This is a genomic window from Flavobacterium sp. UGB4466, from assembly GCF_903469665.1.
GTDB classification, from domain to species: Bacteria; Bacteroidota; Bacteroidia; order Flavobacteriales; family Flavobacteriaceae; genus Flavobacterium; species Flavobacterium lipolyticum.
On sequence record NZ_CAGKLC010000021.1, the window covers coordinates 12,926 to 28,065 of the forward strand.

9 protein-coding genes are annotated in these 15,140 nt (G+C 36.6%); 5 read left to right on the forward strand and 4 right to left on the reverse strand.

All coding sequences use genetic code 11. From position 1 onward, the window contains the following. Nucleotides 1-89 precede the first annotated feature (89 nt). The 5 genes from JO950_RS08000 (at nucleotide 90) to JO950_RS08015 (ending at nucleotide 7,108) form a co-directional block, all read left to right on the forward strand. Nucleotides 90-3,179 carry a SusC/RagA family TonB-linked outer membrane protein gene (locus JO950_RS08000; RefSeq protein ID WP_237732315.1) on the forward strand — a complete coding sequence of 1,030 codons (3,090 nt, stop codon included), beginning with the start codon at nucleotides 90-92 and terminating at the stop codon, nucleotides 3,177-3,179. Between the two features lie 98 nt (nucleotides 3,180-3,277). After that, nucleotides 3,278-4,183: a RagB/SusD family nutrient uptake outer membrane protein gene (locus JO950_RS22240; RefSeq protein ID WP_237732316.1), complete on the forward strand. Its 906-nt coding sequence runs from the start codon at nucleotides 3,278-3,280 to the stop codon at nucleotides 4,181-4,183. Then, nucleotides 4,126-4,677: a RagB/SusD family nutrient uptake outer membrane protein gene (locus JO950_RS22245; protein WP_237732317.1), complete on the forward strand. Its 552-nt coding sequence runs from the start codon at nucleotides 4,126-4,128 to the stop codon at nucleotides 4,675-4,677. Before JO950_RS22240 ends, JO950_RS22245 begins: the two co-directional genes overlap by 58 nt. 87 nt (nucleotides 4,678-4,764) lie before the next feature. After that, nucleotides 4,765-6,021 (forward strand): amidohydrolase family protein, encoded by a 1,257-nt coding sequence (locus JO950_RS08010; RefSeq protein WP_202702173.1) that lies wholly within the window; start codon nucleotides 4,765-4,767, stop codon nucleotides 6,019-6,021. A 55-nt stretch (nucleotides 6,022-6,076) separates the two neighbouring features. Further along, a complete protein-coding gene (locus JO950_RS08015) occupies nucleotides 6,077-7,108 on the forward strand; it encodes a TlpA disulfide reductase family protein (protein WP_202702174.1) in 1,032 nt (343 codons plus the stop codon). A gap of 17 nt (nucleotides 7,109-7,125) precedes the next feature. Here the strand turns inward: JO950_RS08015 and JO950_RS08020 are convergent, their stop codons facing one another. From JO950_RS08020 to JO950_RS08035, 4 genes are read right to left on the reverse strand one after another with little or no spacing between them, the layout of a single operon-like run. Beyond that, complete coding sequence (locus tag JO950_RS08020; RefSeq protein WP_202702175.1) at nucleotides 7,126-8,430, reverse strand: ATP-binding protein; 1,305 nt, start codon at nucleotides 8,428-8,430, stop codon at nucleotides 7,126-7,128. A 53-nt stretch (nucleotides 8,431-8,483) separates the two neighbouring features. Continuing rightward, on the reverse strand, nucleotides 8,484-9,710 hold the full coding sequence (locus JO950_RS08025) for a hypothetical protein (RefSeq protein WP_202702176.1): 1,227 nt from the start codon (nucleotides 9,708-9,710) through the stop codon (nucleotides 8,484-8,486). 2 nt (nucleotides 9,711-9,712) lie between these two features. Then, nucleotides 9,713-13,933 (reverse strand): DUF4157 domain-containing protein, encoded by a 4,221-nt coding sequence (locus JO950_RS22250; RefSeq protein ID WP_237732318.1) that lies wholly within the window; start codon nucleotides 13,931-13,933, stop codon nucleotides 9,713-9,715. A gap of 29 nt (nucleotides 13,934-13,962) precedes the next feature. Beyond that, nucleotides 13,963-15,123: a hypothetical protein gene (locus tag JO950_RS08035; protein WP_202702177.1), complete on the reverse strand. Its 1,161-nt coding sequence runs from the start codon at nucleotides 15,121-15,123 to the stop codon at nucleotides 13,963-13,965. Nucleotides 15,124-15,140 lie beyond the last annotated feature (17 nt).

Here is a 15,140-nt window from a genome sequence, read left to right on the forward strand (position 1 = left end):
AAGATAATAAGAAGAAAGAACTTAAATGCTTCTTTTATTCTTATACGATCAATTTCCCTGACTAACCAAAACCATTAATTGTATATAGTATGAAGAAAATGACTATGATGAAAGCCCGAACGGCATCTCTATTTTATTTAAAACGGACTTTGAAGGTCAAACTAACCGCATTTTTAATTATTGCTTCAATATGTGATGCTCAATCCGAAAACTACGATCGAAATACTAAAATTTCGAAAGAGCTTCCCCTTTATGGCCTTATGGGAAAAAGTACAGACCAAAAGAAGGTTGAGGGTGTCGTAAAAGACAATAAAGGCATGCCTTTGACCGGAGTGACAGTTTCAGTCAACGGTAGTAAACAGGGAACAGTTACTAATTTTGACGGTAAATATGAAATTGCTGTAAATGAAGGTGATGTAGTAAGTTTTAGTTTTGTAGGTTTCGAAACTAAAACTATTAAGATTACCAATCAGGTTTTACTTAATGTTACTCTAGAACCCAGTACTAATAAACTGGACGAGCTTGTTCTGGTAGGGTATGGAAAGATGTCCCGGGATAAAATTACCGGTGCTGTAACAAAATTGGATACCAAAGTATTAAAGAATACACAAAATGTATCTTTTGCAGATGCGTTGATTGGAGTTGTTCCCGGGTTATTTGTACAGGAAAATTTTGCCTCTCCGGATGCACCGCCTTCTATTTTATTAAGAGGTATTGGCTCGATAAGCGCCAGTACAGACCCTCTGATTGTTGTTGATGGTGTTCAGATGCCCAGATCAGGATTGGGGGCTTTTGCCTTAAATGCTGCAGACATACAGGAAATTAGTGTTTTAAAAGATGCGGCATCAACCTCGATTTACGGATCTAAAGGAACCAATGGAGTCATAATGATCACTACAAAAAGAGGAAATAGGAATAACAGGCTGCAGGTTACTTTTAATACCAGACTTGGAGTGAAAACAGCAGATCAATCATTCACCAATGACTTGATGACTGGTTCTCAGAAATTAGACTTTGAAGAATCACTGGGTTTTTATAAAACAAATCCGGCATTACTTCAAAGCAGAAGGGCATTAGGCAAAAATGTAAATTGGGCAGATTTGCTTTTAAAGAATGAAGTAAATAGGGAAAATGATATTTCTTTCTCCGGAGGTTCCGATAAAGCGAATTATTATACTTCTGTAACGTATAATAAGGTCGATAATATTTTTGGGGGTGATTATACAAGATATACGGCAAGCACTCGAATCGATTTTGATTTGGGGCGTAAATTAAAAGTTGGATTTTCAGGAAATTTCGGAAATGTAAAGGACGTGAATAAACGTACTGTAGGCTCTCCTTTTTCAAATGCATTTATGTTAAACCCATGGTTGAGTTTTCTTGATAATAAAGGAAATCCGTTAAGGCTTTTGGATGTTGGCAGTGCTGCGGGAGTTCCATACAATCCATTATTTGTAAGAGATAATACAATTGTAAATTCCAATCGAAAAAATATTGGAGGAAGTGTAAATTTGACTTATACACCTTTCAAATGGTTAAGTTTGAATGGAGTTTTAGGAGCTAATTATAATAACTCAAAGGGTAGTACTTTTGAGAAAGTACTTGTAAAAGGCGGAACACTAACCAGTTCTAGTGGTGATAACAATAACTATACAGCTACGCTAACAGCTACTATAGCAAAGAAATTTGAAAAACATAGTTTTGACTTAGTATTGGGTAATGAAGTTAATGAATATGAAACCAACAGTCTTTCTGTACTGGCTAATACTTTTAATTCTGATGCTATACAAATCATAAGCGCCGCAAAAACGATCACTTCAGCTACAGAACAAAAATCACAGGCGGGTTCGTTGTCGTATTTCTCACGACTAAATTATAATTTTGATAATACTTATAACCTGTCATTATCCTTTAGAAGAGATGGTTCTTCCCGTTTTGGAGCGAATAACAAATATGCCAATTTCTGGTCAGTTGGTACATCCTGGAATGCTTATAAAAATTTATTTAAAGAGAATAAAATCGTAAGTTCTTTAAAATTCCGTGCCAGTATTGGTACTTCAGGAAATGACTTTATTGGAGATTTTGCTTCCCAATCCTTATATAGTTACTCTAGTCTATACATTTATGCAGGTAGCACCGTGCCATATCTGTCACGCGGAGAAAACCCAAATTTAACCTGGGAGAAGAATTATAATAAGAACTTCGGTATTGATTACGGATTGTTTAATAATCGTATTTCCGGAACTGTTGATTATTATATCAGAGATACCAGAGATCTATTAAACAATAAGCCAGTTCCGTTAACTTCAGGTTTTAAAGAGTTAATCTCTAATATCGGAAACTTTAGAAATGAGGGGGGTGAGATTAGTCTTCATACTGTAAATTTAAAAGGCAAAGATTTTAACTGGACCACTGATTTTAATATCGCTTTGAATAAGGGAACAGTTTTGGCCTTGTCCGACAAGAAAGATATTATTAACAATGCGGGATCTACCGTATTCCAGGAAGGAAGTGCTATACGATCTTTTTATATTGCAGATTGGGCTGGTGTTAATCCGGTCACAGGTTTTAATCAGTACAGAACTCAGGATGGAACGCTAGTGGATTACAATACCAATAAAACGACAACCAACCTAACAGCAATTACTAACTTGAGACAGGTTAGCAACAAAACTGCTATGCCTAAATATTATGGAGGTTTAACCAATACGTTCAGATACAAACAACTTGACCTGTCAGTCTTGATATCTTATGCTGGCGGACATTATGTTTTGAATGAAGGAATCTATAATTTATATAACAATCCGGCTTACAATCAAAGTACAGCTGTGCTTAATGCTTGGAAAAATTCCGGAGATCAGTCAAATATAGCTGTAAGACAAGTGAATACAGTTACCCCTACAGCATTCCTAGAGTCGGACTACAAAAATTCTACTCAATTTTTAGAGAATGCGAGTTACATTAAATTGAAAAACTTGGCTCTGGGATATACACTTCAAAAAAATGTTTTAGAGAAAACAGGAATCGAAAGTCTAAGAATTTATGTTCAGGGACAAAATCTTTTTACCAAAACGGCTGTAACCTATATTGATCCGGAATATGCCACTGCGGCTGGAGGCATTGGACTTTCTTCATCCATTGTGAGAGCGTATTCTCTTGGATTTAATGCTAGTTTCTAATAAAAAAGGATCACAAAATATATTGTTATAAACGTTTATCCGCTAACAATAATGATAAAAGAATTTTTATTCAACAGAAAAAAAATGAAGAACAACATATGAAGACAAATATAAAATTATTTTTTACGGCAGTGATAGTTACTTTTTTTAGCAGCTGCTCTAATGATATTATCAACAAAGAACCTCTGGATCAATTGGCTCCGGAAACACTTTTTCAGACAGAAGGCGGTTTCAGAAGTGCCTTAGACGGCGTTTATGCCGTTATGAAACAAGATTTTTACGGGTATTATTTTGGAATTTATACTATTCCGGAAGCTATTAGTGACGATCTTTTAGGTTCTGCAAATTCAAAAGATTTCTCTTTCGATAACAGTTTAGGCGCCATGTACCCGTTGGCGTACAATAGTGCAACCGGTAATGTAGAGGGATTTTGGAGAATTTCTTATCAGGCTATTAATAATGTGAATACGATTATCAAGATGGCAAGAGCAAGTTCATTACCCAATAAAGATGCTTTTTTGGGAGAAGCCTTAGGTATAAGAGCACTACTATACTATAATTTATACCGCTTTTATTCACCAGCTTATAGTATTGATAAAAAAGCATTATCGGTACCCTATCGATTTGAAACGGATAAATTATTAGATGTAAAACCCAGGAGCACTTCAGCCGAAGTGATTCAGTTTATTCAGGCCGATTTGAATGAAGCAGCAGCTTTAGCTACCAATACAGTTAACTCCTACAGAATTTCTAAGACGGCTATTTATGCATTGTCAGCCCGTGTATGTCATGAGACAGCTGATTACAAAAATGCAATTGTATACAGTAATCTGGCATTAACAGATGCGAGATATAAATTAGATAACACACTGGCTGCTTTGCAAAAGGAATGGGATAAGGACGATTCCGGTGAAATTATTTTCAGAATACGTTTTGAAATACTGAAATGGGACAAAATGCGGCACTTTTTGCCATACCGGTTCTTTCAAGTTATCCCTATTTAGTATCGACCGATTTAATCAATCTTTACGATAAAACTAAAGATTTACGATTTACAGTATATTTTAAAAATCATCCTACCATCGCAAACAGTTATTATCCTAAAAAACAAGCAGGAACCCGAACCACAACTGCCTCGGCATCAGATCCCGGTAATATAGATTTAAAACTAATGAGAGTACCTGAACTGTACTTAATATTGGCAGAATCATACTTACAGGGTAGTGACAATGCATCGGCATTAATTAACCTTAATAAATTAAGAAATGCCAGAGGTTTAGGAAATTATACAGGGACCGATCTGGGTAAAGAAATTTTAAACGAGAGAAGAAGAGAATTAGCCTTTGAAGGCTTTAGATTTACCGATCTTAAAAGACTTGGATTAGGTTTTAAAAGAGCAGACGGTACTGGTTTATTGGCGAATGCTAACCGATTTGCATTGCCTATTCCACAAACTGAAATAGATCGTTCCGGGATTGCACAAAATCCGGGATATTAATGCCGATATTTTAGGAGGAAGTAATATTCCTATTTGAATACTACCTCCTATTCAACAGTTTTAACAATGGTATAAAATCCTTTTTAAATGAAAAAGAAACGAGTCCTTATTTTATGGTTTGTATTACTTACTGCGATAGTTGGACATTCACAAAGCAAACCAACGCAAGCTAAACTAAAACCTAAATTAACCATACTAAAGAATGGATTTATTTTTGACGATAATTTTGGGCTAAAGACTGGCAGTATCATAATTGAAGACAATCAAATTATAGATTTATTGTATACGAATGATCTTAGTAAATATCCGGAAGCCACAATAATTGATATCACTAGAAAATTTGTGATGCCGGGATTAATAGATACGCACGTTCATCTGGCAACAGTTCCTAATCTCACTAGAGAAAAGAGTAATAAATACATGGAGGATCAGCTTTCTAAAATGATTTATGCCGGTATAACAACAGTTAGGGATATGACAGGAAATGCAATTATCCTTGCCGATTACAAGCAAGTGAGTGCCCTGAATCAACTGCCGGCGCCTTCCATTTTTTACGCAGCTCAGTTTGCGGGACCAGATTATTTTAATTTAGTGAGAAAGCATACTACAGAAAAAGATACTCCGTGGCAACGTACTATTACAGATACAACAAATATTAAAATAGTTGTGGCAGCAGCAAAAGGAGCAGGTGTGAGCGGAATAAAGATCTATAATGATTTAAGTGCCCGCATGATAAAAAAAATTGTAAAAGAAGCAAAAAAGCAGGGATTACAGAGCTGGAGCCATGCGGCAGTATTCCCAGCTACGCCAACCGATGTTGCCAATGCCAAAGTGAATTCGATGTCACATGCCTTTGATATAGCCTATGGCTTTTCTTCAGGGAAAATGGATCACTCAAAAAAAATACCTGCCATCGATACTATAAAAATGGACAAGTTATTACTCTTGATGAAAGCAAATAATGTGATACTGGATCCGACCAATTATCTGGCAAACAACAATAAACTTTTTGATGGGATGAAAATAACTAAAAGAGCTCACGAACTCGGTGTTAAGATATCTACAGGAACAGATTGGCCTTATTTATTCGAAAAAGACAATAGTGTCCCATTGTTCAAAGAGATAAAAATATTGACAGACAGCTGTGGTTTTACCAACAAAGATGTTCTCATAAGTGCTACACGAATTGGGGCAGAAAGTATTGGAGTACAAGACAGAGGGAGCATAGCTATAGGCAAACGTGCAGACCTTTATGTAATCAATTCAAATCCTTTACAGAATATTGAAAATTTGAAAGATGGCTTTATGACCATTAAATCGGGGATCATTTATACGAAAGAATAATTTTCAAAAAGGTTCCAATGAATAATTATAAAATAAAGTTTAAAAGAAAAATCTAATGAAGAAATGGTATTGTTTAAGAATTATAGTTTTTATTCTTAGTATAAATTGCTTTGCACAGAAAAGCACAAAAGACTATGTACGTTTGTCCGGAAAAATTACAGATAAAAATTCAGATTCTTTGCTTGTTTTCAAGAACAGAACTAAAATTAAAAGAATTAATGTTAATAAAGACGGTTCTTTCTCTGACACTCTGAGAATAAAAGAAGGTTACTATGGACTATTTGATGGTAAAGAACAAGGTTTCTTTTATCTTAAAAATGGTTACAATCTGAAAATTACTTTTGATACCAAACAATGGGATGAAACAATGACCTTTAAAGGTGATGGTGAGATACCTAATACTTATTTATTTAAGAAAGCACTGTATACTGAAAAAGCTACTGCGGATAAGTCTATATTTAAATTAGAAAATGCAGAATTTACGGCAAAAATAGATGAAATTGTGGTAGGTTATCAAAAACTTCTTGTAAATACAAAAGGTTTGGAAGCTTCTTTTATTGCTCTTGAAAAAAAGGATCTCGAAGAATTTAAGAAAAGCTGCATGGTCAGATATAACAAAACTACCGGATTAAAAAAGCATCAGCAAGAGATTCTTCCAAAAGGAAAAGTTTCGCCAAAATTCTTTAATTACGAGAATTACGACGGTACTAAAACTTCTCTGGATGATTTTAAAGGTAAGTTTGTTTATATTGATTTATGGGCAACCTGGTGCGGACCATGTAAAAAAGAAATTCCTTTTCTTAAAACTGTTGAAAAAGAATTTCATGATCAAAATATAGCGTTTGTGAGTATTTCTACCGATCGCGTAAAAGATCACGATAAATGGAAAAAAATGGTGACTGGTCTTCAGTTAACCGGAGTACAATTGTTTGCCAATGGAGATACTTCTTTTGAGGCTGCCTACGAAGTAAATAATATTCCACGATTTATTTTAATCGATCCGCAGGGTAATATTGTGGATCCAAATGCTCCAAGACCATCTGAAGATCGATTAAAAGTAGTACTAAAAGAAGCTGGTGTTCACTAGTTTATTTTGTAAAGAGATTACATCATTTTGCCTTCTTTGACATATTCTTTTTTAATCCCTTGAAGAAGATGATGAAGATTAATATTTTCGTTTTGATCTTCTAATGTTCGCAGACAGGCATATTGAATAATGTTCACAATATTAGCACCGGTAATCTCGTATTTTTTTGAAATTTCGCTAAGGTTTACATCCTCAGCAATTTTGATTCCTTTGGGCAGGTTGTTCTCCCAAAGCTGTAAACGTTCACGGGAAGAAGGCACTTCGAATTCAATTATGGATTGAAATCTTCGGGTAAAGGCTGTATCAATATTGGTTTTAAAATTAGAGGCCAGAATAACCAGTCCGGGATGATTTTCTATACGTTGCAGCAGGTACGAAACTTCCTGATTGGCATATTTATCATGGGCATCTCTTACATTGGTTCTTTTCCCGAAAACGGCATCGGCTTCGTCAAAAAAGAGAATCCAGTCTTTATCGGCCGCTTTGTCAAAAAGAGAAGATAGGTTTTTTTCGGTTTCGCCAATGTATTTCGAGATGACCATAGACAAGTCAATTCGGTAGACATCTCTCTGTGTATATTTTCCAAGAAGCGAGGCCGTAAGGGTTTTTCCGGTTCCCGGTGCACCATAAAACATGACTCTGAAACCTGGTTTAATTGTGGCTTTCATGTTCCATTCGTGGAGCAGAATCTCATTAAATTTAAGCCAGGTTTCTATTTCTTTAATCTGATTTAAAGTCGAAGAATTGAGCACCAGATCGTTCCAGTCTAATGTGGTTTCAATTAGCTGAGCAGGGAAAATACTGCTTAGCTGAGGTTTTAGGATTTTTCCGGTGATGAATTTTTCAATGTATTCGTCTTCAAGAATCAGTAAACCACTTAGTTTAGGTTCGCCGTTTGGAACAGATTCTATTTTAATGATTCTTTTTTGATAAAGAAAGGATTGATTGTGCAGGTAATTATAGAAAGAAATCCGGGTGTCAAGATCATTTCCCGCTATTAGAAACTGAGCCGTTTCGCCTGTTGGTAAAATACCGCGGTGGTTCTTTGATTTCACCCCTCCAAATTCGGGTAATTCTCCTCCGTTGGGTAAATATTCTGCAATAATCGAACTTAAAAAATCAGGTTTGATATGATGCACAAGAGCTAATGCCAATAAGAGAGTATCTGTTTCGGTGAGGTTATTTTCAATGATAAATTCGTTGATAAACCCGTTGGAATCCAGTTGGATTAAAGCAGGTTTTCCGGTTGGGTTTTCGGCTTGAAAAAGTGTATCAAGCTGAAATTGAAATTGGGTTTTAAGAAACTGAAGTATAAGTTCCATGGTCTTTTTGTTTTGCCTATTGTTATTGAATTTATAATCGGGACTTTATTTTTTTAATTTTTAAGAAAATCTATTAGATTAAGAGTAGGAAAACAGTGTTCAATTCCCTTTAAAATATCTTTATACAAGGGATTTTTTTCAGTGTATTCATCAATAAATAGGTTTTGCCATCCGCTAATTCCTCCACAACTATATAGTTTTTCTATGAATGTCTCGAAAGAAAGGTTTATTTTTTGAGGTTCAAAAGAGGAAGAAATAATATAAAGACTAATTTTTTCATTTTCAATTGAGAAAACGGTATCTCCGGCCTCTTCAATTATTAAAGGATAAAACTTACTCAGTTTTTTTTCAAAACTTTTATCCGCATTAATGAACTTAAAGTAGTTATTATCCCAAATTCTTTCCTGAGCATGAAGAACTCCTCCAAAAATGGTTTCAATTGGCAGCATTTGAAAATTGGCGAAGTAGGTTTCAGATTTCCAGCTGATTTCCAGGCCATTTCTTCGATAATGATAGAAAACAAAATTGGAGTTTAGTTTGTCTTTTATTGCGATTTCGGCTCTTCTAATTTCAATGTTGGAGCATCCAAGGTTTTCTTTATATACTGTAATTTTATGATTTTCCGGTATTTTAAATTTAGCACCTCCAATAGAGGGAAATGATTTTGTTTTTGTGCCTGAATCACTAAAGAACGATTCAAGTATTTCAGGTTTCAACTTTGTGTTGACTAAGTAGTAAAAAAAATCGTTATTGTATTTGATAAAGTGACTGAAAACCTCCTCTGAGATGTAATTTTGCCAATGGTAAAGTCCGCCAGTCTTTATTCCCAAATTCAAGTAAGATTCTAAAGTACAGTTTAATGTAACTTCGTTAAAATCGGGGCTCATTCTTATGATTTCGTAATTTTCCTTTATTGGCTTTATGAAAGTTACAAATTTGTTAATGATGTCAACATCAAAAGGGATGTATCCTTTTTGTATGTAGGCTGAATATTCTTTAAGATCTGTTTTTTCCACTTTTGTCAGATAATCTCGTAATGTTTCTAATTTGGGAATATTAAGTTTACCAAAGCATAAAATATCAACATCAGAAAACCATGATATAAAGAGTCCATTCGCAGTTGTATAAAATGATAATAAAGAGTCATTTAGTTTTAATTCAGCAGCCAGTTTTTTCAATTTACTGCTGGTCACCAGAGGACTTAGTTTTACAGTATGAGAATGATCCTTCTTTAGCATTAAATCTGAAAGTTCTTTTATTTCAAGAAGTATATTTTCCATAGTTAGAATTTTAATACGTTAGCATTGACCATAATTGGGATGGTATTTTTTATATCATTTAACCTGGTTATAGTTTCGGGTGTTCTGCGGCCTGACGGAGTTGATGGAGCACTTACTTCAGTGGTTATAGCATTTCTAAAATCAGTAACATTACTGTATGTTCTACTTCTTATGATATCCATCACGGTGTCAGTTAGAATACTCTCAAATGATGAGCTAAGCAGTGAGTCAACCCTATATTTATCTCTTGGTTGAAGAGAGTTGTAGGCTCGCACAATTTCGCTTCTTGTACCCACTCCAATTACAGGAGGATTAACCGAATTCCAGTCAGGCAAGTCAATATTTAAACCGGCATCTACAAATTTATTTCCTAATTCCCAGCTTCGATTGACGTAATTATACTCCCAGGCTTCAAATTTTATATGTTGAGCGTAGTTATCTCTTGTGACTCTGTTACTAGCATCTTTAACGTCTAAAGATCCGCCTAAGGGAGCGCTAACATTTGTTGGAAATTCTCCGCTGTAATAACTATCTACTTCAGCAACAATTTTCACTACACCTTGTTTTGTTGGATCATTAGGGCGACTTCCAATTAAATTTTTTACAGGATCATCAAACCTGTTATCGTAAGAAGAATTGTTTGATGTTGTTCCCGGAGTTAGATTTTCAGGAACTCCAAATCCTCCAAAACCCTGATTGATAAGATGGAGTCTTTTCCAATGACCGGCACCTCTCGTCAGACCTCCGGTTTGAATGGCTTCCCAGCCTTGTACAAATGAACCTCCGGGCTCCGTACCACCCGATCTGTTTGCCGATAGTAAAGTTACCTCTGCCTTATGCGCTTTGTTGCCTTGTGGCTGATAATTATATACCGGATTTGCAGGTAAATATCGTCTGAGATTACCTCTGATATGACTCATCATCTCACTGAGTTCTCTCATTTTTGAGTTTAAATTAGGGATGACCCCACTGGTATTTGCAGCATTATTTGCCATAGTTCTTATTTCTGTAGCCAATCTGATAGCATCTCTTACGGTACTATCATTTTGGTCGACTTCATCGGAATGTAAATATTCAAAGATATCTTTAGGATCACTATGAACCATAAGCTGAATCGCATTGTGATTGTCTCTAAATCTCAGAGTGTGTCTGTCTCCATCCGTCTCATCAAAAGGTCTTTCTATTTGTAGTATCTCACCTTTTACAGCATTAGTTTCTCCATTCACCTCTTCATTTTCTTCTTCACCAACTCCTCTTACTCCTTTTACTAAAATTGGAGTGTTGTGATTGTTGATGTTTGGCATTTCCGCATCAATATTCCAATTTTCACCGTTTCTTCTTGCTGTTAAATGAGTGAAATGATGTCTGGTTCTGATTGGGTTTAATTCGGCTGTAATTTGAGCTTGTGTTAAAGGATGGTTTTCGGATGTTGTAGCCAAGGCTCGTAATGCTTGTAATCCATCACCCCAATGTGCCAGAACTTCGGGTGTTGGTGGGTTTGGCGGAGCATCTGCACCTGGTGGTGTTCCGGTTGTTCCGGCATTAGGGTTTCCAGTTGAGTCTGTGACCTGAGGAGTCGCACTTCCTTCTCCTCCGGCTGCTCCTTCCTGAAATTCTGCCGGGTGCTCTGCATCTGTAGATTGGGCAGGAGGGACGTGGTCATTCATCAAATCGGTCATGAATTTATCGGAGTTAAAATCAACAGGTGCAAATTCAACTTCAGGTAATTCGTCAGAGCCTAAAACGTAATCTACATCAGCGCCAATACCAAACTCTCCCGGCAAAGGATATTCTAATTCCCCTAAAGGCCAGGTCCATTTATCATCTGGCGCAGGAGACCACCACGGACTGTCTAGTTCGACAAACAGATCACCACCTAATGCTAAGAAAGGCTGTGCAGCCATTTCGGCATGCCCGTGTATGTAAAACTCTCCTTGTCTTCCGGCTTCAGGAGATGCCGTTTCTCTGTAACCAATCGTTGGGGTGGCATCAACATATCCTCTAATTCCGGCTAATGCATTAACACCAACACCTACTTTTATATCATGACCCAGTAATTCAACACCTAATCCTCCTTCTGCTCGCAGTCGCAGTCCTGCAAACATTGACATATTGAAAGAGGCGGAAAGACTAAAATCATTAAATACTGCCGGATCTGTAGAATAAGTTCCCACTGCCCTGATGTTATAAATCTTTGCAGGACCTATTTTCGCCAGAGCTTCTAAGCCAATATTGGCAAATAAGAAGACGTTACCGACCAATGGAACTCCATACATGGTACGGACCTCAACAGTAAAAATTTCTCTTATATAATCTCGTTGGGCAAATAATTCTACTTCTGCAGGCGGCGTTATTTCTCCATGAATAGTGACATGGCCTTCATTATCAATAATAACCATAGCTCTGCCTGTCATCCATTCGGTAAAGCTAAAATCGACTTCACCCCAGCCTGCCATAGCCCTGGGGCCTGGTGTTGGTCCACTGTTTGCTTCAGGAATTCCGTTTGTTTCCCTCGCACTTTCATCAATTTGAGAAGGATCGAGCTGGCTTAAAGCCGCATTTCTGGCTGTTGCTGCATCGGTCACCAGCAAAGTAACCTGACCACTTATTTTTTCGGTTTGATACCCTACAGTACCTCTGATGTCAAAAGTTCCATTTAAAAAAGCAGCGTGAATGCTACCGTTAAAATTGGCCATATTTACAGCCAAATCAATTTCGCCGGTTATGTTTCCTTCGGCATTACGCTCAATTGTGATTTGAGTTGGACTTAGGTTAGGAACTTCAACACTTCCACTGGCTCTGAATGTGATAGCCTCACCCTGAATTCCAAAGTCAAGAGTTGCATTTACAAATCCTCCCAATTGAACAGGAATTCCATTTGCTGTTAAGGTTAGATTTCCGCCTTCAATGCTGTTTTGCACGTTTGGAACACTTGTAACGTCAATTCCAACCCAGCCAAAAGCTTCGCTATTGTCTTTAATGGCATTAATAAGTCCGGCCGGATTTCCAACTAACCGATCTCCTGTTTTTACTGTAATATAACCATTTATAGTATTGTTTTCTATTTGAATGGCTAAAACCGGGGTAATATTTATACTTGTAAGCGGACTTAAATAACTAATATTAAGATTTATGCTTTGTCTATTGTCTTTGGTATTGTAGGTACCGTCTGTATTTTTTTTCATTTTGATTACACCTGATGCCCATTGACCAAAGGTTACATTAACCTCAGCGCCTCTGTTTCCCGCTGCCTCAATCTGAGTAGCAATTGCTTCCGGTGGTGTAAATGTTGGTGTCTGTAAAGAAATACGTTCACTGCTGGCTGATGCAGTAGTAACCGGAGTTGCAGCAGTTGGCGTTTTCTGAATCATTTTAGGCTGGACGGCACTGGCGCCTTGCTGTAAGGTGTGTGTCAATTCGTGTGCTAAAAGATGCTTTCCGGCTGTTGAATTTGTATTGTATTTGCCTTCGTTAAAGTAAATGTCATTTCCACTCGCAAATGCCTGTGAACCCAATTCTTTGTTCATCTGAACGGCATTTGAATCGTTGTGGACTTTTACCTTGCCAAAGTCGGCTCCGAAACCGGATTCCATCTCTGTTCTGGTGTTTTTAGAAAGCGGAGAACCACCACCTTTGCTATTGTTTAAATTACTTTCCAGATTAGAATCATCGGAAGGGTTTGCATCGGCACCAGTGCTCATTTGAAGCTCTTTTTCGTCTTCTTTGGATTGGATTTCTTCTTCCTCTTTAGTCTGAACTTCTTCTTCGGCTTTCTTTTGCTGAACAATTGGTTTTGGAACAGAACTGGTTTCAGTGTTTTTAGTTGTTTCGTTTTGAGGAACTTCGGTTTTATTCTGAGGGGTTTCTTCTACAGTTGCTTTTTCAGGAACAACGGTTTCTTTTTCTTCTTTTTCTGATTTTAACTGAACAACGGGAGAGAGGTTTTCGGCTATTGATTTTTGAGGAGCGGTTTCCTCCTTTTTCTGTACCTCCTCTAATTTGTTTTGAACTATGGGTGATGGGCTGAAAAACGGTTCAGGGTTATTTTTAGTCGTTTTAGAAACTATCTGATCCGCAGCTTTGTCCGCTTCCGCTTCATATTTATCATTTGATTTGCCGATGCTGAGTTTTGCCTGTACACCAAAAAAAGAGCTGCTGCCTCGCTCATTCGTTGAGGTAGTTTGATTGGAGGAATGAGCTGTTTTTTTTGCAAGAGCACCCATAATTAAGTCATATTTTACCGTTTTAAAATTTAAAAAGAACTATTGATCTCCATTAGAATAATTTCTTTAGGTCCAACCAGGGATACCAGTAGCTTATTGTAATCAGGGATATTAAAATAACGACTTTGTCCAATTTTCCATCGATAAGGCAATATGGTTTTTTCATAGACCTTTTCATCGATATGGTTTGTTTCTTGTGCCTTTTGATCTTTTTTACTGAATTCACCAAAGCTGTTCAAATGATAACCGAAGTAGGAATCTCCTTTTTCAAAAACAATGGGCAGAATGTAACTTTTAGAATCTTCGGGAACCTCCCATTCTTTGGATATGGTATTGGTTTTTAAGTAGGTTTTTTTGTTTTCGGTATAAGAAATAAATACCTCTCCATTATTTAAAACACCGGCAGACTGAAGTGCTATTTTTCTTTTCAGAACAGTTTCTTCATACCATCTGAAAGTAGTGCCTTCAAGGGTAATATATTTATTGCCCCAGAAGCCGGCGAGCTTTTCAAAGGGGCCGAAGTTTGGTGTTGTTTTCTCATTTGCAGCAATACCTTTTGTATCTAAAGAAACAATTGTACTTTTAGAATTATCGATGCAATAGAGCGCATTCTGATAAGAAACGGTATGAATACCGCCCAACCATTCAAGGACTTTGACTTTTGTATAATCACCTTCAATCAGCCAGGCATTACTGATCCCAATTACCCAAATGTCTTTGTTTTCTGAGAGGAGGATTTTCATTCCTTTTAAAGGATGCTGAATTTTGACAGTATCTTTTTTTACGATATACAGGAAGTCAGAAGTTAACTTTAGAAAATCCCCATTTGTAGTAACAGCCACATCAATGACATCAGAATCGGAATGGTAGTTAAAAGAATCATTAAGGATAGAGAAAAAATGATTGTCCCGTGTGCCATTCTCAGAAACATATCGACCAATTAATGCCTCTGAAGTTCCATACAATTCCATATATTTTCCGGGAAATGAAAGTGCAGGGTTTGGAATGTCTATACGAGAATATTCGTGCCCGTTTTTACCGATTGTAGGATACTTTGATAAAGCAGGTACGGAATCTATCGATTGTTTATAGACAATTTTAAAAGTGAGGTCGTGTTTGTTTTCCGGATTCATTTTAGAAACGTTTTGACAATTGGTAAATACTAAAATTAATAATAAAGATAGAGCCATTTTCATATTTGATTAAA